Genomic DNA, 19,810 nt, shown 5'->3' on the forward strand with positions numbered 1-19,810 from the left:
ACTCTATCCTTATTTTGCTTTTATAGCAGTATTGATTCTAGCGATATCTTTTTTGATCGCACGAATTTCATTAGGATTGCTTAACTGCATTGTTTTAAGCTTTTGCTTAGCCGTAAATAAAAGCAACTTATTATCTTTCAACATCTTATTTAGCTCAGCTAAATCTTTATCTTTCAAATCAGTATATTTCATTTTCGCTATCCCTAGTTACAATTTTTGTTTTGAAAGGTAATTTGTGGATTGATAGCGTAAGAGCTGCTCTTGCTTGCTCTTCACTTACACCAGTCATCTCGAAAATCATTCTGCCTGGTTTGATATTCATTACCCACTCTTCTACACCAGCTTTACCTTTACCCATACGAGTTTGTAGAGGTTTTTTGGTAAGTGGTTTATCAGGAAATACCTTAATCCAAATTTTAGCTTGGCGATTTACATAGCGAGTCATCGCGATACGAGCTGCTTCGATTTGGCGTGAATTAATTCTACCTGCTTCAACAGCTTTGATACCAAAATCACCAAATGTCAAAGCATTACCGCGAGTTGCGTAGCCGCGATTGCGACCTTTCATCATCTTACGATATTTTGTTCTTTTAGGCATCAACATGGCTATTTACCTCTTCTTGTTCTGCGTGGTTTTTTAGAAGCTTCTTCTGTTTTTTCAGCTTGAATTCCTTTTTGCAAAATTTCGCCTTTGAAAATCCAAACTTTAATACCGATATTTCCGTATGTAGTGTGAGCCTCAGCAAAACCATAATCGATTTTTGCTCTTAGAGTGTGAAGTGGAACGCGTCCCTCTAAATACCACTCTGTGCGAGCCATTTCAGCGCCACCTAAACGACCAGAAACTGAAATTTTAATACCTTTTGCGCCTGCTTTTTGCGCACCTTGAATTACTTTTTTCATAGCGCGTCTAAATGCAACCCTGCGCTCTAATTGCATAGCTACATTTTCAGCTGCCAAAAGTGCATTAGCGCCGACTTTGCGCTCTTCTTTGATGTTTAAATTCACATCTTTATTTACTAGTTTAACAACTTCGGCTCTTAAATTCTCTACTTCGCCACCTTTTTTACCGATGATAACACCTGGGCGAGCTGCAACGATAGTTACGCGAACTTTTTTAGCTGTTCTTTCAACAAGAATTTGGCTAATTCCTGCGTAATAAAGTTTAGCTTTTAGGAATTTACGGATTTTGTAATCCTCGCCGATGTTTTCTGATAGTGTTGATTTAGCAGGAAACCATCTTGATTCCCAGTTTCTATTGATACCTAGTCTTAAACCAATCGGATTAACTTTTTGTCCCATACTACGCTTCCTTACTTGGTTTTGCTACTTCAACGCTAATGTGTGAAGTTGGCTTTCTGATTCTGCTTGCTGTTCCACGAGCGCGTGGTCTAAATCTTTTTAGAACTGGACCAGCATCTACGCGACAACTTTTTACTATAACTTCCTCTGGTTCAAAACCGCCATTAGCAACTGCGCTTGAAATAGCAGTAGCGATATATTTTGCACCACGATTTGGAGTGAATTCCAATGTAGCAAGTGCAAATTCAGCGTTCATGCCTTGAACTTGTTTTGCGATAAGTCTTGCCTTAGTCGGTGAAAGGCGAACAAATTTGATAGTTGATTTACTCATTTATTTCCCCTTATTTACCGATTTTCTTTTGAACTGAGCCTTTGTGGCCTTTGAAAGTTCTAGTAGGAGCAAACTCACCTAATTTATAACCAATGTGGTGTTCTGTAACATACACTGGGATAAAATTTTTGCCATTATGCACATTAAATGTTAGTCCAATCATATCAGGAACGATTGTGCTGCGTCTTGACCAAGTTTTAATTGGTTTGTTATCGTTAGCAGCCTTTGCAGCTACTACTTTTTTCATTACATGATCATCTACGAAAGGACCTTTTTTAAGCGATCTAGCCATTTTTATTTTCCTTTCTTTCTAGAAATTATAAGCTTATCACTAGCTTTTTTACGACGAGTTTTCGCACCTTTTGTAGGTTTGCCCCATGGAGTAACTGGGTGACGACCTGAATTTTTCTTGCCTTCACCACCACCGTGTGGGTGATCTACTGGGTTCATCGCTGAACCTCTGGTTTGTGGGCGAATTCCTCTGTGGCGATTGCGACCAGCTTTTCCTAGAACGACATTGGCCCAGTCTTCGTTACCAACAACGCCGATAGTAGCCATACACTCAGCCAAAACTCTTCTCATCTCGCCTGATGGCAAACGAAGGATTACATATTTTTCCTCTTTACCCATTAGTTGAGCATATCCACCAGCCGAACGAGCCATTTGAGCGCCTTTGCCAGGTTTTAGCTCGATATTGTGCAAGATAGTTCCCACTGGGATACTTTTCATTTTCATTGCGTTGCCCGGTTTGATATCTAGTCCAGCCTCAGCAGAAGCAACGACATCGCCTACATTTAATTCATTTGGTCTGATAATATAGCGTTTCTCGCCATCAGCATAAGAGATCAAAGCAATTCTACAATTTCTGTTTGGATCGTATTCGATAGCCTCTACTTTACCTGGAATTCCAAATTTTCTTCTTTTGAAATCAATAATTCTGTAAAGTTTGCTAGCACCAGCTTCTTTATGGCGGCTTGTAATGCGACCATTATTGTTTCTACCAGCAGCGGCTGGGATTTTTACAAGTAGGCTTCTAACGCTTGCTTTTGCAGTGATATCATCGCTGCTAAGGCCTGTCATAAATCTTCTACTTGGAGTATATGGTTTGTATGTTTTAATCGCCATCTTACGCCTCCGCATTTTCTAGGGTTGCACCCTCTGGAAGTTTGACATAAAATTTCTTTACATCATCTCTTACGCCTAATCTTCCTCTAAATCTTTTAACTTTACCATCTTGGCGCAATGAATTTACTTTTACAGGCACGATGCCAAAGTATTCTTTCAAAACGCTTTTTAGTCCATTTTTAGTCATTGACGGACTTGTTTGGATAACAACTACGCCACTTTCTTGTAGGCCAAGAGACTTTTCTGTATAAAGTATAGTTTTGATATCTGTTATATCTGCCATTTTAGTCCTCTTTCACCAATGTTTCAAATGCAGCTTTTTCGCATACGATTGAGCTATATACTGCAACCAAATAAGCATTTACTTCGCTAGCATCAACTACATAGCAATTTTTCAAATTTCTGTATGCTAAAAGTGTTTGTGCATCTAGCTCGTTTTTAACGATTAAAGCATCTCTTACACCTAGTTTCTCGATAAATTTAGCAGCGTCTTTTGTTTTGCCGCTTTCTACGCTTAGGTTATCGAAAACATAAAATTTGCCCTCGTTTGCTTTTTCGTTCATAGCAAATTCAAGCGCAAGGCGTTTTTGTTTTTTATTGACTTTTTGCTCATAGTTTCTGTTGTTTGTCGGACCAAATGCAACCGCACCGCCAACCCAAACATTTGTTCTAGTCGAACCAGCTCTTGCACCGCCACGACCTTTTTGACGCCATGGTTTTTTGCCACCACCGCTAACTTCTGAACGACCTTTTGTTTGTGCCGTATTTGCACGAAGTGAAGCAAGGTAAGATTTTACATATAAATATAAATTGTGCGAATTTACCTCTGCATATTTTGCAGGAAGCTCGATTTCGCTAGCTTTTTCTAATTTTTCATTAAGAACGCTTACTTTACTCATTTTACTATCCTTATTCTGCCCATTGCACCATTAAATCCTGGGATAGAACCTTTTACTACCAAAATTTTATTCTCAGCATCGAAGCTTACTATCTCGTTTTTAGCAGTGATTGTCTCATTGCCTGTGTGACCTGCCATTCTCATACCTGGTTGGACGCGACCTGGCCACTCGCAGTTTCCGATAGAACCTGGTCTTCTGTGGAAGCGTGAGCCATGAGCTGCTGGACCGCCAGAGAAACCGTGGCGTTTGATAACACCTTGGAAACCTTTACCTTTTGAAGTAAAAGTAACTTTTACGATTTTAGCTGAGCTTAATACTTCTGTGCTTTGATCGCCAACCTCAGCATTTTCGACATTTAGTGTCGCGAATTTGTTAAATTCTTTGCTTAGGCTATACTTTTTCTGAATTCCTGCGATAGATTTGTTGTATGCTTTGCCGTTAGCGTAAGCTACGATAGCTTGCTTGTCGTTGCATACTTCGCAAATTTTAGTATTAATAAGCTTTAAAAGCGTTACAGGCGTGCTTTTGATGCCGACTGTTCTACTCATGCCTATTTTTTCTACGATATATTCCATACTTTAACTCCTTATTTGCCCATCGCATGAACTTCGACATTAACTTCTGGGGCTAAGTCAAGTTTAGTTAGCGAATCAACTGTATCAGGGGTTGCCGCTACGATATCTAGCATACGAGCGTGAATTCTCATCTCAAACTGCTCTCTCGAATCTTTGTTAATGTGTGGAGATTTCAAGACTGTGTAGCGTTTGATCTTCGTAGGCATTGGAACTGGACCTCTCACATCGGCGCCTGTTCTCTTGACGGCTTCTACAATTGCCGCAACTGTGCGATCTAAAACCCTATGGTCATAAGCTTTTAACTTTAACCTGATTTTTTGCATCTGCTTTCCTTAAAAAGAACTTGTCACAACGCGTGACCTTTTGCCTTAAAAACAAAAGACTGGGATTATATGAAAAAGGCAAAATTTTGTCAAGAAATTCACTAAATTTTATAGAATTTTTTCCTTTTTATAAGGAAATATTCTGAAATTTAGAGCAAAATTTTTGAAATTTTAAAATTTTGTAAATTTTGCTGAATTTATTTCCTTTTAATAAGGAAAATTTTAAAATGCAATTTATGCAAAATTTAGAATATTTTTATGACAATCTGCCAGAAGAGGCGAAATTTATAGCTAGAAAAACCTCCATTGATACGCCCAAAACTATACTTTATGGCGCGCTTGGGGCTGGGAAAAGTTTGATTTTGTTTGATTATATTTCAAATTTCAAAAAGGGCGAGTTTTTGTATATAAATTTCGCGGATTTGCGCTATGAATTTTTAAATCTAAGCGATGAATTTAATAAAATTTTTAAATTTTTAGAGCAAAATTCGCAGATTATCGCGCTGTTTTTGGATAATTTAGATGAAATTTTGCCGGGCGAAATTTCGCATTTGCAAAATTTGCTAAACTCTGGCGCCTCGCAAAATTTGCAAAGCATTATCATCTCCACGCGCAAAAGTAGCTTTACGCTAGCAAATTTTGCAAAGCTAAAAATTACGCCACTTTGTTTTGAAGAATTTATCGCTTTCGATAAACGCCACAGCGAGATAAACGCCATTATTTCGGCATTTTTCTCGCAAGGCGGGAGTGTGGGTGGCTTGCTTTTGCACTCAGCAGGGAGCATAAATTCCGAGCAAAACGCGCTAAAATCAGCTCTAAGCGCAAACGAGATTAAAATTTTAAAAGAGTGCGCGGCTTTCGTCGCAGCGTCATTTAGCGCGAATAAAATTTATATGAGCTTAAAGGAAAAAATCCGCATTTCAAAGGACAGCGTCTATGCCGCCATAGTGAAATTCGATGATGAAAATTTCATAAATTTTATCCCAAAATTTGGCGATGAAAAAGCGGCGAAAAAGATGTTTTTTTCGAATTTCAATCTCAAAGAAATTCTCGGCTTCAAAAAGGATTTTGTGAAAAAATTTTTAAACGCCGTGTATTGCGAGCTGGCAAATTTGGGCGCGCCCATTTACTACACCAAGGATTTGGATTTTTACCTGCCGAGCCGAAATTTAGGGGTTTTGATCGTGCCATTTAGCGCGAGTGAGATTGTGTTTTTGAGATTTAAAAAGCTGATTTTGGAGCTAAAACGGCTCAAAATCACGCGCCTTGCCGTGATCTCCATGGCAAATACAGGCGCGCTTGAAATCGAGGGGATAAAGTGCGAAGTCGTGCCGTTTCACAGCTTCGCACTGGGACTTTGATTATTTTATAACGATTTTGCCTTTGCCTACTTGTTCGGCTTTTAAATCTTTTTCTTTAATAATCATCATGACATCTTCGCAATTCCCTTCTTTACTTGTTATAATTTCAATCTCATTTTCGTTTTTTACATTAAACCTTGCACAAACTTCTTTGATTACTTTTATTTCTTTTGGAACATTTGTCATATTTTCCATTTTATCAAATTTGCCCATACTATTATAATATGCATCAAAATCATAAAATGCTGTTTGTATATTGTTTGCGGCTTTTGCTATTTCGGCATCAATTCTACTAGAAGCAACCATTGAATTAAAAACCAATTTCGTTTTTTTATCAAATTCGTCTAATGTAGATTTCTGCTCTAATGTCGCAAATCCATTACTTATCTTTTCAAATTCTATCTTTGATCGTTTAGTTATTTTTTTGCCTCCTAATTTGGCGGATTTATCAATATCCAAAAGTAATTCTCCTCTTTTTAGCCATATTAGCGTGTCATTTTCATTTTTTTCAGCGTAAATTTTAAAGAAAGAAGCTCCATTTTTAGCCTTATCGTTTGAGTGACTTCTAATTTTGCTCATAAGAATCGTATCCATTGCAACCTGACAAGTTTGCGATTCGATATTACTACCTTTTTTAAGATAAATTGTATTTTGACCATCATTAAGAACTTCGGCACAATAATCATCTCCACACCCGCTAAATCCAAATACCACAAAAGCCAAAAGGCTAAGAGTTAAAATTCTTTTCATATTTTTCCTTTGAAATGAAATTAAAATTTTCATTTTATCGTTTTTTTTTGTTTCGCTTAAAGTTAGCTGAAATTTTGGAATTTTTATTGAATTTTGAAATTTTGCTTACGCAACCTTGTAATACTGCGCCGAAATTTTACCTTTTATTATAAATGCAAAATTTTGCATTTAAATGTCATTGCGAGCCCGCTTTGCTGGCATGGCAATCCAGCAACGGCAAAACCGTTTATAAAAATCAAACATTGTTTAAATTTACTGGATTGCTTCGGCGATAAATCGCCTCGCAATGACAGATTATACAAATTTCGTTCGCTATTGTCATTGCGAGGAGCTGTGAAACAGCGACGAAGCAATCTACAAAGTCAAAATAAACAATATGGTAAATGGCAAAATTTTTGAATTTCATGGGTTTTAGAATTTCAAAATTTTGCCATTTTTGTGGTTGGTAGTTTAGGCTTTGTAGATTGCCACGCTCGTTTCACTCGCTCGCAATGACAGATTATACAAATTTCGTTCGCTATTGTCATTGCGAGGAGCTGTGAAACAGCGACGAAGCAATCTACAAAGTCAAAATTAATGATAAGGCAAATGGCAAAATTTTTGAATTTCATGGGTTTTTGGAATTTCAAATTTTGCCATTTTTGCGGTTGGTAATTTATGCTTTGTAGATTGCCACGGAATTTTGCTGGCGCAAAATCCCTCGCAATGACACTTAGAAGCGAAATATAAATTTCCTTAGACCACTTCGACAATGGTGCAAATTTACTTCGATTTGTCATTGCAAGCGCGAAACGCCGAAGCAATCTACGAGCTTAAAATTCACAAACACTAAATTCGTTATCATCGCAAGACGCAGGTTCCGCGCGCAAATTAACTATGTTTTAGCGCCAAATTCTACTGTCCGTAACGCCTAAAAATGTATGTGGAACAATCCAAGCATCTGTGTAAATCGTAACTTTTGGCATTTTACTCTCCTTTGTTTTTGATTTTTATCGTTAAAAATGGTTTTTCATTTGGCTTGACAACTCGACTATAAGTAACCCCTGAATTATTAGAATTATTAGAAAAATGAAGTGGTGTTTTGTAAATCAATATTTTCATATTTACACCTTGAATTTTAGAAGATTCTGATACATTTTTCATTATTTGTTCTAATTCTAAATTATTAAATCCATAGATATTAAAACATATTCTTCCAAATCAGTTACAAAACCGCAACTATACATCCAATTTTTATCTGTATTTTTTATCTCGGTATGTAAAATTTTACTTGCCTTTTCATTTGGCTCTGTTCTACAAGGGTCGCCACAGCCCGCAAGCCCCATAACCACGCAAACTGCAAGGCTAAATTTAAGAAATTTTTTCATTTTAATCCTTGATAAATTTATGAAATTTTGAAATTTTAAGACAAATTTGGCGCAAATTTCGCAAAATTTGCGCCAAATCAAAAATTTAATAAACCGAAATTTCGACCAAATTTCCGTCTGGATCGTATAGATACACGCTTTTCATCTTGCCAAGCGCGCCGGTTCGCTCCACAGGTCCTAGCTCGATTACAGCGCCACGAGAGGTGATTTCGCGCGCGATTTCATCGATATCACCTTGCGCGATTAGGCAAAAATCAGCCGAGCCGTAGGTTTGATTTTTCGCTACGGGTAGAAATTCGGCTAGTTTTTGGTGGATATTGATTTTAGAATCTCCGAATTTCACAGCCATTTTGGCGCCGTTTTGCACGATTTCAAGGCCTAAAATTTCGCCGTAAAATTTCAGCGTCGCCTCTAAATTTGCGCTTAAAATCACAAAGTGATCGATATTTTTGATTTTCACAATCTCCCCTTACGCGATAAAATCGCCGTCGAAAAGGTGTCTGACATCGCCTGATATACACGCAGTCTCGCCACGCTTTTTTACGCCGATTTTTTCGCCACTCACGCACGCCATATTTGCGTTTTCGCTCAGATTATAGTGCGCTCTGCCTGCGATATATGCGCTAGCTATGCCAGTTCCGCATGATAACACCTCTTTTTTCGCGCCGTGTGCGTATGTGCGAACTCTAACCCCAGTGTTACTCATCTCAGCATAACTTACATTGGCATTAAATTTCTCGCTAAGCTCGGTAGCTAGGGTGTGGTTGTATGCGCTCAAATCTTTGACAAAGGTTACGACATTTGGCATACCGACCTCGTATAAATACCACATGTGGCCATTGCTCATAAATCCCTCGCCAAGTCGATTGACATTATCAAACTCGACCTCGACATTTGCCGTGATTGCGCGGTTTGAGCCCATGCCATAAATTTGACCAAAATTTGAATCTCGTTTTTTTGTGCCAAAACTCACGCTTCTACCTGTGTCAAATCCACGAATTTCGCCGTTTATTACATTGGCGTCGTTTTTGAATTTCACATTTTTGCCAGATAAAAATCGCTCGTAGGCATACATACACACGACCATTGCGGCGTTTGCGCTTATCGGGCTTCTAGTGCCGTCTGGGTTGTAAAACTCCACAATAATATTATTGTCGTTGCTTCCAGGGGTTGTTTGGTTGCTTAGCGAAATAAATCCGTTGGCTCCGATACCCTCTGCGCGGTTGCAAAGCACCCTAGCTAAACTGCCACGCTCAGCACTTTGTGAAAACTCGACTACTACAAAATCATTTCCGCATGCGTTATACTTTGAAAAATTCAATTTATCTCCTTTAAAAAATTTTTCACATTTTTTTCAAGTGTTATTTTATCGCTAACATTTTCTATAACAAAATTTGCGTTTGCACGCTTAAATTCGATATCTGCTTGCAAACTAACTCTAAGCTCGGCTTGCTCACGCGTTAGTGCATTTCGCTCCATAATGCGCTCTATAAGCAAGTCGTGTAGGGCATATACGACTACGATTTTATCGAATTCATCGTATTTTTGACGCTCGAAATACAGCGGAATATCGGCGAAAAATGGTTTATTTAGGTGTTCTAAAATTTCAGATTGTCTTAGAATTTCATCTTTGATTTTTGGGTGCAAGATTGCTTCTAGTTTGGCAAGCTCTGACTTGTCGTTAAAGACCAAATCGCCTAGCTTTTTCCTGCGGATTCGCACGGATTTACCGTCTTTTATGATGTATTTGTTGCCAAAAATTTTTGAAATATCTATCCAAGATTTATCTAGTAGCTGGTGCGAGATTTCGTCTGCGTCGATGATTTGATAGCCCAAATCACGCAAAATTTTACTAACGCTAGATTTGCCAGATCCTATCGAGCCTGTGATTACATAACCATTTTTATATGCCATTTCACACCCCTTTATAGCGTTTTTATGCAATTTTAGCTAAAATAATTTAATTTTCTAATAAATCCAAAAAAAGGAAAAACCGTGATTAGCTACAAAGAAGCAGGTGTCGATATCGACGCAGGAAATGAGTTCGTGCAAAGTATAAAACCCCTAGTCAAATCCACAATGACCCCAGGCGTGATTGGCGGAATTGGCTCATTTAGCGGTGCGTTCGCACTACCAAGCGGGTATAAAAAACCAGCGATTTTGGGTGCAACTGACGGAGTGGGCACCAAACTTCGCCTAGCAATCGACACAGACAAGCTTGACGGCGTGGGTATCGATCTAGTCGCAATGTGCGTCAATGACCTCATCTGCAACTTCGCTACACCGCTATTTTTCCTAGATTATTACGCTACGGCAAAACTAGAAATCGCAAGCGCAAAACGCGTAGTAGCAGGTATCGCCGAGGGCTGCAAAATGGCTAGGTGCGCGCTAATCGGTGGCGAGACAGCCGAAATGCCGTCGATGTATGAGGGCAAAGATTTCGATTTGGCTGGTTTTGCCGTAGGAATAGCCGAGCAAGACGAGATAGATCGCACGAAATTTGTAGAGCGTGGCGATATTTTGATTGCTTTGCCAAGTAGTGGTTTGCACTCAAACGGCTTTTCGCTAGCGCGCAGAGTAGTTTCTGAGCTAGGGCTGAAATTTGACGAGAAAATCGGCGAAAAAACCCTAATCGACACGCTTTTAGAGCCGACTAGAATTTATGTAAAAGAGTTTTTGGTACTGAAAGATAAAATTCACGCCTGCGCGCATATCACGGGTGGTGGTTTGGTAGAAAATCTGCCTCGTGTATTCCCTGCTGGGCTTGGTGCGAAAATCGAGAAAAACGCAATCAAAACGCCTGAGATTTTTAAAATTTTAGCCAAAAAGGTCGAAGCAGCCGAAATGGAGCGCACATTTAATAACGGCGTGGGTTTGGTGTTAGTCGCACCGAAGACTAACGCTGATTTTGTGTTAGCTAACACCGACGGATATGTTATCGGCGAAGTGTGCGAGGGAAATGGCGTAATAATGGCGTAAATCACGCGCTAACAAAGACTAACAAATTTATGAAAAATTTCGTTTTTTGTTTGGTTTTGTGTGTTAGTGCGTTTGCTAACACACAAATTTCAGGGCTCGAAAAAGAGTGCGAAAACGGCAATACCGATAAATGCTTTGAGTTGGCGACAAATTTAGAAAATAGTTGCGATAAAACCAAAAATTTTGAAGTTGGCGCAAAAGCCATAAAATACTATGAAAAAATATGTAATTCAGATGAAACCTTTTTTTATGGCGCTTGCCTGAGGTTAGCGGGTATTTACACAAGAGGCAATTGCACACAGAAAAATTCAGCAAAAGCACTAAAATATCTAAAACTATGTTGCGACAAAGAGCATGTCGATAATGCTTGCAGTGTTTATCAAAGAGGTTTGGCATCGGTCGAACATTTCAGAAGCAAGTGTAAAAACGGCGAGCAAAGAGCCTGCGAGTGGCTAAAATCAAATGGATATTAAATTAAAATTTGGCGAAATTTTAAAATTCCGCCAAATTTCAGACTATTTTGCTAGATCAAAAATCTCTTTCACAGCTTTTGCGTCGTATTGTGGTAAGCCCCATTTTGGCGCGTCTCGCACGATGATTTCCATGACTTCACCTACATTGCTATCATCAATTTTTACCCCGCCAAGCGTCGTTGGGGTACCGATTTTATCAAACCACGCTTTAAGCGCGTCAATTCCAGCCTCTGCGCTATCAAGCCCAAAAATCTCTTTGGCAAAGCGCGCAAATTTGGCTTCATTATTTTTCTTATACCATTTCATCCACGCTGGCATTATCACGCTTAGACCTGCACCATGCGCACAATCAACCACCGCGCTCATTGCATGTTCTAACATGTGATTTGGATATGAATAACCACTAACACCAACATAAGTTAGTCCGTTTAATGCCATTGTCGCAGCCCACGCGAAATCGCCCCTAGCCTCGTAATCATCAGGGTTTTTAAGCAAAATTTCGGTTGTTTTCATAACGGTTTTGATGTTTGCTTCGATATACATATCGATGATTTCAGGGTGTTTTGTGGCTGTGAAATAGCCCTCGATTGAGTGTGCGATGATATCGCTAGCCGAATACACCAAATACTCAGGCGTTACGGTAGCTTGAAGCTCTGGGTTTATAACTGAAACTTTTGGGAACAAAGCTGGGCCATCTATGCCAAATTTTTGCTTTGTCGCTTCGTTTGTGACTACGCCGCCTCTATTCATCTCAGAACCAGTCGCGGCAAGTGTGATAATGTCAAAAATCATAAGTGCTTTTTGAACCTCTTTTGCGAAGAAAAAGTCCCACACATCGCCCTCATAGCACGCTCCTGCTGCGATTGCCTTACAGCTATCTAGCACGCTTCCGCCACCGATTGCTAGCACGCTATCTGCGCCGAAATCTTTCGCGATTTTCACGCCCTCATGGACTTTGCTAAGCACTGGATTGCTTTTGACCCCGCCAAGCTCGGCGTATTCTATGCCGTGAGCTTTGAGCGAATTTACGGCCGTATCGAAAAGTCCAGATTTTTTCACTCTATCGCTTCCATAAACCACAAGCGCCTTTTTCGCGCCGTATTTTGCCATATACTCGCCGATATTTTTCTCTTTACCCTTGCCAAATTCGACCTGCACAGGGTTTTTAAAACTGAAATTTTCCATAATTCTCCTTTAAAAAATTTCGCACATTATAACCGAATTTACAAAATTCTTATAGACAAATTTTACAAATTTATTGCCTAATTCTGCAAAATTTAAAATTCTTTGCTAAAATAAATCAAAATTTCAAAAGGGGCGAAAATGAAAGATAAAAACAAAATTTTAGATGAAATTGCAAATTTTATTGATAAAAATTATCCAAATTACGGCATTATAGATACACAAATCGAGCAGATTAAATTTTACCGCGCGGACGAAACCACCGAGTTTCGCAGCGGAATTTACAAGCCTAGTATCTGTATCGCTCTACGCGGAAACAAGCTAGTGAAATTTAACGGCAAAGAGTATTTTTATAACAAAGACCAATTCATGCTCACCCCTACTCACATACCGATTTCGGGCAGGGTTACGCAGTGCCCACTTTTGTCAATTATTGTCGAATTTAAAGTCGATGATTTGGCAGAGGCGATCAAAAACATAAATTTCACCCCGTCGAAAAAAAAGCTCAAAGAGAGCCTATATGTGAGCAAAATCAGCTTCGATTTGGCTGATTCTATCGCTAGGCTGGTGCATTTGCTAGAACGAGGCGGCGCGCACAGCGAGTATTTGGTAAATCTATCGATAAAAGAGGTTTTGTATTCGCTGATGAGTGGCGATGAGGGAGCTGCGAATTTCTTATACAAATTTATCCTAAACGGCACCATGCAAAACCAAATCGCACACGCTATCAGCGAGATTTCAGCGCATTTTAACGAAGCGATAAATATGAGCGATTTGGCTGAAAAAATCGGCATTAGCGTTTCGTCTTTTTACCACAATTTCAAAAAATTTACCGCCCTTTCGCCGCTAGAATTTCAAAAACGAATTAGACTAGAAGAAGCGAAATTTATGCTACTAAATACCACGACTTCGGTCTCGCAAGTGGCGTTTGATGTGGGCTATGAGAGCACGAGTCAGTTTAGCAGAGAATACGCACGCATGTATGGACTGCCCCCAAAAGCGCATATCCAAACGCTAAAAGAATTGACGCTGAGCTAAAATCGGTGTAATTTAAAATCGTATAAAAAAATGGTGTCAAGAGAGAGACTTGAACTCTCGACCTCCGGCTTATGAGACCAGCGCTCTAACCAGCTGAGCTACCTTGACACATTGTAGGAAAAATGGAGTTTATCCAAATTTTACTTATATAAAATTTAAAAAGCGCAAAATTTTAAATATAATTTATGCTAAAATAGCAAAATTTCATTTTCAAAGGGAAAATATGGGCGGTTTTACTATTTTTTTAATCATTGTTGCCGTTTTGATTTTTAGCATTATTGGGATTTATAACTCTTTGATTGCCAAGCGAAATCAGGTCGCAAATATCGCTTCTAGCGTCGATACACAGCTTAAAAAACGCTACGATTTGATCCCAAATTTACTCGCCTCTGTCAAAGCCTACCTAACGCACGAGCGCGAAGTATTGAGCAAAATCACGGCTTTGCGAAGCGAGGCGATGAGCGCCACAAACGACGCGCAAAAATTCGCCCTAAACGCCGAACTCTCGCGCACTCTTGGCTCGCTAAAAATCGCTGTGGAAAACTACCCAGAGCTAAAAGCCAACGAAAATGTTCTTCATCTCCAAGCCACACTAAGCGAAGTCGAGGAGCAAATCAGCGCAGCCAGACGCGCTTACAACGGCGCAGTTATGGTGTATAACAACGCATGCGAAATGTTTCCCACAAACCTCATCGCTAGCTTTTTTCACTTCAAAAAAAGCGAATTTTTCGCCGCCGATGATAGCGAAAAACGCGCGCCAAATTTATCAGAAATGCTAAAATAATGGAAAAAATTTTAAAATTTAAAAACGAAGAAATTATCCAGAATTTGGAAATTTTAGAAAAAAAGCGCGCAAAAATCGCCAAAAATTTACGCATTTTAAAGGTCGCTTCCTTTGCGCTTATTTTCGTCCTGCTCCCCGTTTTGCTACGATTTGTGCCTGATTTGCTCATTTCTAGCATAATTTGCGTTTTTGCCTCGCTTATGTTTTTTAGTATTTCGCACGCTAGGCTTATAACGCCCTTTAACGCGCGCTTTAAGGACGAAATCCTAAGCCTAATCGCCAAAGACGAAAATTTAAACTACGAGCGCAAGAGATTTTTCGAATTCGCCGAATTTAACGCGCCCGGGTTTTATGAAAGCGGTTTTAGCGTGTATAGGGGCGATGATTTTTTCGCCGGGGAAATCGAGGGCGTGAGGGCGCAGTTTTGCGATATTTATCTCGCCAAACAAACACAAACGCACACTAACCAAAAACAAACACCCAAACTAACAACCCTGTTTTATGGCATAACGCTTATAGCCGAATTTAACCAAAATTTCGCCTCCACGCTCCATGTCATCGACACTAACGCCAGAGCTAACTCACACCTAAAACGCGTTAGTATGGATAACGCTGAGTTTGAGCAGTATTTCCGCACATATTCAAATGATCCTATCAGCGCGCATTACATACTAACGCCCAAATTTATGGAGCAATTAATCGCACTTAGGGATTATTTCAAAGCCCCACTTAGCCTAGCATGTGAGGGAGGTAAAATTTGGCTATATATCGCACTTGGTAAAAACAGCTTCGAGCCAAATATTTCATACCCGCTCCTTGGCGAAAACTCCCCGGCCGTCACGCTAAAAAAGGAGTTGGAAAAATTTAAAATTTTGGCTAAAATTTTGAAAAACAATCAAAAAGCATTTGTGGAGAAAATATGAGTATAGTATCGTTTGAGCTGAAAAAAAAGACGATTTTAGAAAGTGAAGCGAGCGCGAAAAAACGGCTAATTATCGTCGTTTGCGTGGTTTGTGCGCTGGCGTTTTTGATTTTAAGTGGCGGATATTCGCTGAAATTTAAAATCATTTTGGGCTGTTTGATTGGGATTTGCGGGATTTTGGCGCACTCGTATTTTGACAAAAACCAAAAACAGCACTTCTCAGCCCTGCTCGACAAAGCATTTGATAATGAAATTTTGCTTTGGATTGCCAAGGAAACCGGGCTTACTTTTAAGCCATTTGGCGCATTTTTTTTAGAGGATTTAAGCTCGCTTCCGATTAAAAAAGACGCTAACACATGCGTTTGCAAACGATCACTAGTAGGCAAAGTAGGTGAAATCGAGGCGAAATTTGGCGATGCTGCGCTAACACGGGCTAACAAACGAAAAAAAAGTTTGCTCGGACTTGATAAATTCGAGTGGGGGCGCATAAATGACGGCAAAATTTACACTGGATTTATAGCGAAATTTGACTATCCGCTCGCTTTTGCTAGTGATTTTTCGGCGATTGGCAAGGGTGAGTTTATGCTCCAAACCCCGCACCTCAAACTCCAAAAGGCAAATATCGCCAAATCCGATATTTTCGACATTTACGCTGGCGAGAATTTTGACAGCGAGGTTTTAAAAGACGGCAAAATCCTAACCACGCTCGAACTCATCAGCATTAGCCTAAACTCCCCAGTGCAAATGCACGCTGTGAGCAACTCCGTATTTATCGCGGTTTCGAACGACACGCTCTTTACTCGCATAGACACGAACCAAAATGCAAATGTGATTTTAAGCATAAATATGATGATAGAAATCGCGCGAAATCTCGCTCCCTTCGCCACTAACGAAATCAAAGCGAGTGAAGAGCCAAAGATTACGGCTTTGCTAAACGAAATGCGCTCTTAGCGAAATTTAGCTTTTAAATTTAGGGTAAATTCGAGCGCTGAAATTTAGCCTTCTAATTTCACGGCAAATTCGCCAAATTCTGCCTTTGTCGCAGTCGCCAAATCGTTTGGATTTAGCCAAATTTGTTTGCCCCGCACTCCTGCGCTAACGCAAATTTGAGTTTGTGTTAGTGCGCGTGAGTCGATAAATGTGCGAAAGTGCTTTTTCATGCCAAGTGGCGAACAACCGCCCCTAACATAGCCTGTGATTTTTGTTAGCTCTTTTAGGTTCATTAGCTCGGCTCGTTTGACTTTCGCAATTCTAGCTAACGCCTTTAAATCAAGGTTTAAATCGCCTTGCAAACACGCTGTGATATATTCATTTCCGCACTCGCAAACTATCGTTTTATAGACCTGCTCGATAGGCTTTTGACACGAATTTGCCACATGCACGGCGTCAAGGTTGTTTTCATCTACTTCGTATTCTAGGATTTCATACTGAATTTTAAGCCCGTCAAGTATGCGACAAGCGTTAGTTTTTTCGATTTTTTTGGACATTTTTAGCCTATTTTCTTATCTTTTACATATTTTTTCAAAGCTTCGTTATCATCTAAAATTTTGTCAAATTCTCCATTAAATCTAGTTGGATTTTTTGTATCGTAATCTCTAATGGTTTCTAAAAATTTGGAAAAATCAATATTTTTATTACTTAAATCATTAACCACGCTAAAATCAAGTGTATTGTTAAATTTTGCTCTTGCCAAAATTTCGCTTTGAGCGATTTCACTTGGATTTAGGCTGATGACGCCAATGCCAAACGAGTTGTTTAATTTTTTTATCAATTCCATAAGCTCTTCATCGGTTACATCGACATTTAACGCAACCAAATACCCTTCATTAGCCCAACTTGAATTGCTAACAGCTTGAAAATAATACTCTCTAAAATTTCCCACATTTAGCTCTTTTTTCATTTCAAAAGAATAAATTGTTATCGGTAATTTTGCGTATTTGTCAATAAATTTCGTAAGACTTGGGGTAAAACTTTCATATTCAAATCTTGCCGCCACAATGTCAGGGTAGAGCCATTTATCTGCGCCTTTTTTATTTTTTTGACTTTTTTCGTGATAGATTGTTTTTGCCCTAGCGTAGAAATTTTCATTTGAATAAATAAAATTTACTAAAAGTTGATGCAAATCTCGCTCATGAAATGAAAATTTATCATCGCTTATAGTTTCATTTATTTTTTGCTCAATTTTACCGACTTTATTATTTTTCAAAACTACCAATTTTGGTCTTTCTTGATAAATTTCAAACGGAGTATCTAAATTATTTTTTACATCCATATAGATATCACGACTAAAACTTTCCCACGGAGTTTTCCCTTTAAAATTTAGCTTATGAACCAATCCAAATTCTACGGCTTTATTCCAAAATTTCATAGGACTAAGTGGAGAATTTCCTAGTTTTTGCAAAATTTCAACAGCTACATTTATGGCTTCACTTCTTTTTACTCTACTCATTTTATCGCCTTTGTTAAAAGTTCAAACAGAAAATTCTAACAGAATTTGTATTAAAAATGAATTTGCTTGTATTTTTACGCAAAAAATATTCAAGACAAAATAGGCGTAGTAATTTAAAAAATTTCAGGCTTTCAAGGGAGCGGACTAGGTCGTCCGTGACCGCAGGAAGCGTGAAATTTTTTAATTTAATCCGTCAAGTCTGGGGAATTTTAGTAATAAATTTTTTCTTGTTTTAAGAAATCTCGCAGGTCTTCATACTCGCTACTATCCAAATATCTCCACTTTCCGGGCTTCAAAGTCCCTAGCGTAACTCGCCCAAATGCCGTGCGTTTGAGATCCACCACTTCTAGGTCAAAATACCCAAAAAACCGCCTTAACTCCCTGTTTTGCCCTTCGTTTATGATAGCTTTGATTTTGGTGTAGCCACCACTGCTTGGCATTATGCGATATGCCAAAAAGGGCTTAAATTCCATTGATTTGATTTTGCTTTTGGCGTGAGCGCCCTTGGTGGCATCATCTGCGTAAAAGCCCTCTTTTATCGCCGTTACGACTTCATCACTCACTTCGCCTTTGACTTTTAGGTAATATTCGCGCTCGATGTCGCTTTTCATTAGAGCCGTGGCGATCGCAGGGGCGTCAGTTAATAGCAAAAGCCCTTCACTAGCAAAATCAAGCCGTCCGATACTAACAAATTTAGAAAATCCGTTTGGTAAGCTGTCATAAATCGTCTTGCGACCGCGGTCGTCTTTTTTGGTGACTAACTCGCCCTTTGGTTTGTGATAGACAATCACGCTAAATTCGGTTTTTTTCTTGACCAAACGCCCGTTTATGCGAATTTTCTCTTCACCGCTAACTTCGACAAACTCACTAACAACTCGCCCATTTATGCTAACTTTGCCGTTTTTGATTAGCTCGTCGGCTTCACGGCGTGAATAGCCCGTATTGTGCGAGATAAATTTATTTAAACGCATTTTTTCCATTTTACAGCCCTATGTTTTTAAGGTCGTGGATATGCACGGTGCCGATTGGGGTGCCGTTTTCGTCCGTAACGGCTAAAAGCTGAATTTTGAAATTTTCTATCATCTCTAACGCCTTGGAAGCTAAAATTTGCGAATTTTCAATGGTTTTTGGCGATTTTGTAGCAAATTTAATCGCGCTTTCTTCAAGGCTAAAATTCTCGCTCATGAGCGCCCTACGCAAATCGCCGTCGCTTAAAATCGCCGTTAGTTTTCCGTTAGTGTTAGTTAGCAAAACGGTGCCTAGTTTGCCGTGCGTCATCGCATTTATGGCTTCTTTTAGACTAACACTCTCGCTAACAATCGGCAAATCGTTAGTTCGCATGACATCGGCGACTTTTAGATATAGCCGTTTGCCAAGACTGCCGCCCGGGTGGAAGTTTGCGAAATCTTCTTTTTGAAATTTTCGCTCACTCATCAAACACACTGCTAACGCATCGCCTAACGCTAATGTTAGCGTGGTAGAAACCGTAGGCGCAGCCCCAAGCGGACAAGCTTCTTTTTCGATTTTAAGGCTGATAAATTCGTCGCTTATTCGCCCAAGAGAGCTATTTTTATTACTTGCCATTGCGATGATTTTCACGCCAAATCGCTTAATATGTGGCAAAATTCGCACTAACTCTTCGCTCTCGCCACTAAAACTTATCGCCAAAACCAAATCATCTTTGCCGACCATTCCCAAATCGCCGTGCAGGGCTTCTGTGGGGTGCATGAAAAAGCTAGGTGTGCCGGTACTTGCCAAAGTGGCAGCGATTTTTGCGCCGATATGTCCGCTTTTGCCCACACCTGTAACGATTAGCTTTCCTTTGCACTCTAAAATCAAATTTACCGCTCTTTCGATTTCATCGCCGATAAGCTCGGCGTGGCGTAAAAGCTCGCTACCTTCGAGCCTTAAAACCTCTTTTGCGTTTTCTAAAATGCCCATAAAATGCCC

At 39.5% G+C, this 19,810-nt stretch carries 27 protein-coding genes, 1 tRNA gene and 1 pseudogene; 7 read left to right on the forward strand and 22 right to left on the reverse strand.

What is annotated here, in order from left to right; all coding sequences use genetic code 11:
• Positions 1 to 9: 9 nt before the first annotated feature.
• From rpmC to rpsJ, 10 genes and pseudogenes are all read right to left on the reverse strand, one after another.
• A complete protein-coding gene (gene rpmC / locus OFN67_RS04745) occupies positions 10 to 192 on the reverse strand; it encodes a 50S ribosomal protein L29 (RefSeq protein WP_270858570.1) in 183 nt (60 codons plus the stop codon).
• Positions 179 to 604 carry a 50S ribosomal protein L16 gene (rplP, locus tag OFN67_RS04750; RefSeq protein ID WP_270858571.1) on the reverse strand — a complete coding sequence of 142 codons (426 nt, stop codon included), beginning with the start codon at positions 602 to 604 and terminating at the stop codon, positions 179 to 181. Before rplP ends, rpmC begins: the two co-directional genes overlap by 14 nt.
• A 2-nt stretch (positions 605 to 606) precedes the next feature.
• On the reverse strand, positions 607 to 1,302 hold the full coding sequence (gene rpsC / locus OFN67_RS04755; protein WP_270858572.1) for a 30S ribosomal protein S3: 696 nt from the start codon (positions 1,300 to 1,302) through the stop codon (positions 607 to 609).
• A gap of 19 nt (positions 1,303 to 1,321) precedes the next feature.
• Positions 1,322 to 1,633: pseudogene (gene rplV / locus OFN67_RS04760) on the reverse strand (50S ribosomal protein L22); the annotation flags it as partial.
• A gap of 10 nt (positions 1,634 to 1,643) precedes the next feature.
• A complete protein-coding gene (gene rpsS / locus OFN67_RS04765; RefSeq protein WP_270858573.1) occupies positions 1,644 to 1,925 on the reverse strand; it encodes a 30S ribosomal protein S19 in 282 nt (93 codons plus the stop codon).
• Positions 1,926 to 1,927: 2 nt separating this feature from the next.
• Positions 1,928 to 2,758 (reverse strand): 50S ribosomal protein L2, encoded by an 831-nt coding sequence (rplB, locus tag OFN67_RS04770; RefSeq protein ID WP_270858574.1) that lies wholly within the window; start codon positions 2,756 to 2,758, stop codon positions 1,928 to 1,930.
• A 1-nt stretch (position 2,759) separates the two neighbouring features.
• Positions 2,760 to 3,041, reverse strand: a complete 282-nt coding sequence (locus tag OFN67_RS04775) for a 50S ribosomal protein L23 (RefSeq protein WP_270858575.1) — start codon at positions 3,039 to 3,041, stop codon at positions 2,760 to 2,762.
• Position 3,042: 1 nt separating this feature from the next.
• Positions 3,043 to 3,657 carry a 50S ribosomal protein L4 gene (gene rplD / locus OFN67_RS04780; protein ID WP_270858576.1) on the reverse strand — a complete coding sequence of 205 codons (615 nt, stop codon included), beginning with the start codon at positions 3,655 to 3,657 and terminating at the stop codon, positions 3,043 to 3,045.
• The gene (gene rplC, locus OFN67_RS04785; RefSeq protein WP_270858577.1) at positions 3,654 to 4,232 is read right to left on the reverse strand and encodes a 50S ribosomal protein L3; all 579 of its coding nucleotides are present in this window, start codon (positions 4,230 to 4,232) and stop codon (positions 3,654 to 3,656) included. The genes rplD and rplC overlap by 4 nt, the downstream gene beginning before the upstream one ends.
• Positions 4,233 to 4,243: 11 nt before the next feature.
• On the reverse strand, positions 4,244 to 4,555 hold the full coding sequence (rpsJ, locus tag OFN67_RS04790; RefSeq protein ID WP_270858578.1) for a 30S ribosomal protein S10: 312 nt from the start codon (positions 4,553 to 4,555) through the stop codon (positions 4,244 to 4,246).
• 227 nt (positions 4,556 to 4,782) lie between these two features.
• Here rpsJ and OFN67_RS04795 point away from each other — a divergent pair, with 227 nt between their 5' ends.
• Positions 4,783 to 5,916 carry an AAA family ATPase gene (locus OFN67_RS04795; RefSeq protein ID WP_270867881.1) on the forward strand — a complete coding sequence of 378 codons (1,134 nt, stop codon included), beginning with the start codon at positions 4,783 to 4,785 and terminating at the stop codon, positions 5,914 to 5,916.
• On the opposite strand, the gene OFN67_RS04800 is transcribed toward OFN67_RS04795, so the two are convergent.
• The 6 genes from OFN67_RS04800 to coaE form a co-directional block, all read right to left on the reverse strand.
• A complete protein-coding gene (locus tag OFN67_RS04800; protein ID WP_270867880.1) occupies positions 5,917 to 6,666 on the reverse strand; it encodes a hypothetical protein in 750 nt (249 codons plus the stop codon). It lies immediately after the preceding gene.
• Between the two features lie 966 nt (positions 6,667 to 7,632).
• Positions 7,633 to 7,767, reverse strand: coding sequence for a hypothetical protein (locus OFN67_RS04805; protein WP_270867879.1), 135 nt, complete (start codon positions 7,765 to 7,767; stop codon positions 7,633 to 7,635).
• A 56-nt stretch (positions 7,768 to 7,823) separates the two neighbouring features.
• A complete protein-coding gene (locus OFN67_RS04810) occupies positions 7,824 to 8,033 on the reverse strand; it encodes a hypothetical protein (protein ID WP_270867878.1) in 210 nt (69 codons plus the stop codon).
• 85 nt (positions 8,034 to 8,118) lie between these two features.
• Complete coding sequence (locus OFN67_RS04815) at positions 8,119 to 8,493, reverse strand: VOC family protein (RefSeq protein ID WP_270867877.1); 375 nt, start codon at positions 8,491 to 8,493, stop codon at positions 8,119 to 8,121.
• Positions 8,494 to 8,502: 9 nt separating this feature from the next.
• A complete protein-coding gene (locus OFN67_RS04820) occupies positions 8,503 to 9,354 on the reverse strand; it encodes a diaminopimelate epimerase (protein ID WP_270867876.1) in 852 nt (283 codons plus the stop codon).
• Entirely contained in the window at positions 9,351 to 9,947 is a 597-nt protein-coding gene (coaE, locus tag OFN67_RS04825) for a dephospho-CoA kinase (RefSeq protein WP_270867875.1), read from the reverse strand. Before coaE ends, OFN67_RS04820 begins: the two co-directional genes overlap by 4 nt.
• Before the next feature lie 81 nt (positions 9,948 to 10,028).
• Between coaE and purM the strand changes: the two genes are divergently transcribed.
• Both purM and OFN67_RS04835 read left to right on the forward strand, forming a co-directional pair.
• On the forward strand, positions 10,029 to 11,012 hold the full coding sequence (gene purM, locus OFN67_RS04830; protein ID WP_270867874.1) for a phosphoribosylformylglycinamidine cyclo-ligase: 984 nt from the start codon (positions 10,029 to 10,031) through the stop codon (positions 11,010 to 11,012).
• A 29-nt stretch (positions 11,013 to 11,041) separates the two neighbouring features.
• Positions 11,042 to 11,485 (forward strand): tetratricopeptide repeat protein, encoded by a 444-nt coding sequence (locus tag OFN67_RS04835; protein WP_270867873.1) that lies wholly within the window; start codon positions 11,042 to 11,044, stop codon positions 11,483 to 11,485.
• Between the two features lie 42 nt (positions 11,486 to 11,527).
• Here OFN67_RS04835 and OFN67_RS04840 read toward each other — a convergent pair whose 3' ends face one another.
• Positions 11,528 to 12,670 (reverse strand): iron-containing alcohol dehydrogenase, encoded by a 1,143-nt coding sequence (locus OFN67_RS04840; RefSeq protein ID WP_270867872.1) that lies wholly within the window; start codon positions 12,668 to 12,670, stop codon positions 11,528 to 11,530.
• A 138-nt stretch (positions 12,671 to 12,808) separates the two neighbouring features.
• On the opposite strand from OFN67_RS04840, the gene OFN67_RS04845 reads away from it, so the two are divergent.
• On the forward strand, positions 12,809 to 13,705 hold the full coding sequence (locus tag OFN67_RS04845; RefSeq protein WP_270867871.1) for an AraC family transcriptional regulator: 897 nt from the start codon (positions 12,809 to 12,811) through the stop codon (positions 13,703 to 13,705).
• Between the two features lie 31 nt (positions 13,706 to 13,736).
• Here OFN67_RS04845 and OFN67_RS04850 read toward each other — a convergent pair.
• A tRNA-Met gene (locus tag OFN67_RS04850) sits at positions 13,737 to 13,813 on the reverse strand.
• 115 nt (positions 13,814 to 13,928) lie between these two features.
• Between OFN67_RS04850 and OFN67_RS04855 the strand changes: the two genes are divergently transcribed.
• Genes OFN67_RS04855 through OFN67_RS04865 form a run of 3 tightly spaced genes read left to right on the forward strand, consistent with a single transcriptional unit; the run spans position 13,929 to position 16,362 of the window.
• Positions 13,929 to 14,489 (forward strand): LemA family protein, encoded by a 561-nt coding sequence (locus tag OFN67_RS04855; RefSeq protein WP_270867870.1) that lies wholly within the window; start codon positions 13,929 to 13,931, stop codon positions 14,487 to 14,489.
• Positions 14,489 to 15,412: a DUF3137 domain-containing protein gene (locus OFN67_RS04860; protein ID WP_270867869.1), complete on the forward strand. Its 924-nt coding sequence runs from the start codon at positions 14,489 to 14,491 to the stop codon at positions 15,410 to 15,412. The genes OFN67_RS04855 and OFN67_RS04860 overlap by 1 nt, the downstream gene beginning before the upstream one ends.
• Positions 15,409 to 16,362, forward strand: coding sequence for a hypothetical protein (locus tag OFN67_RS04865; protein WP_270867868.1), 954 nt, complete (start codon positions 15,409 to 15,411; stop codon positions 16,360 to 16,362). The genes OFN67_RS04860 and OFN67_RS04865 overlap by 4 nt, the downstream gene beginning before the upstream one ends.
• Positions 16,363 to 16,406: 44 nt before the next feature.
• Here the strand turns inward: OFN67_RS04865 and ybaK are convergent, their stop codons facing one another.
• The 4 genes from ybaK to OFN67_RS04885 form a co-directional block, all read right to left on the reverse strand.
• Complete coding sequence (gene ybaK / locus OFN67_RS04870; protein WP_270867867.1) at positions 16,407 to 16,898, reverse strand: Cys-tRNA(Pro) deacylase; 492 nt, start codon at positions 16,896 to 16,898, stop codon at positions 16,407 to 16,409.
• Between the two features lie 2 nt (positions 16,899 to 16,900).
• Entirely contained in the window at positions 16,901 to 17,860 is a 960-nt protein-coding gene (locus OFN67_RS04875) for an HrgA protein (protein WP_270867866.1), read from the reverse strand.
• Positions 17,861 to 18,069: 209 nt separating this feature from the next.
• A complete protein-coding gene (locus OFN67_RS04880; RefSeq protein ID WP_270867865.1) occupies positions 18,070 to 18,840 on the reverse strand; it encodes a pseudouridine synthase in 771 nt (256 codons plus the stop codon).
• A 1-nt stretch (position 18,841) separates the two neighbouring features.
• Positions 18,842 to 19,801 (reverse strand): KpsF/GutQ family sugar-phosphate isomerase, encoded by a 960-nt coding sequence (locus OFN67_RS04885; protein WP_270867864.1) that lies wholly within the window; start codon positions 19,799 to 19,801, stop codon positions 18,842 to 18,844.
• Positions 19,802 to 19,810: the final 9 nt, after the last annotated feature.

This window comes from Campylobacter sp. JMF_11 EL3 (genome assembly GCF_027736965.1).
GTDB lineage: Bacteria > Campylobacterota > Campylobacteria > Campylobacterales > Campylobacteraceae > Campylobacter_B.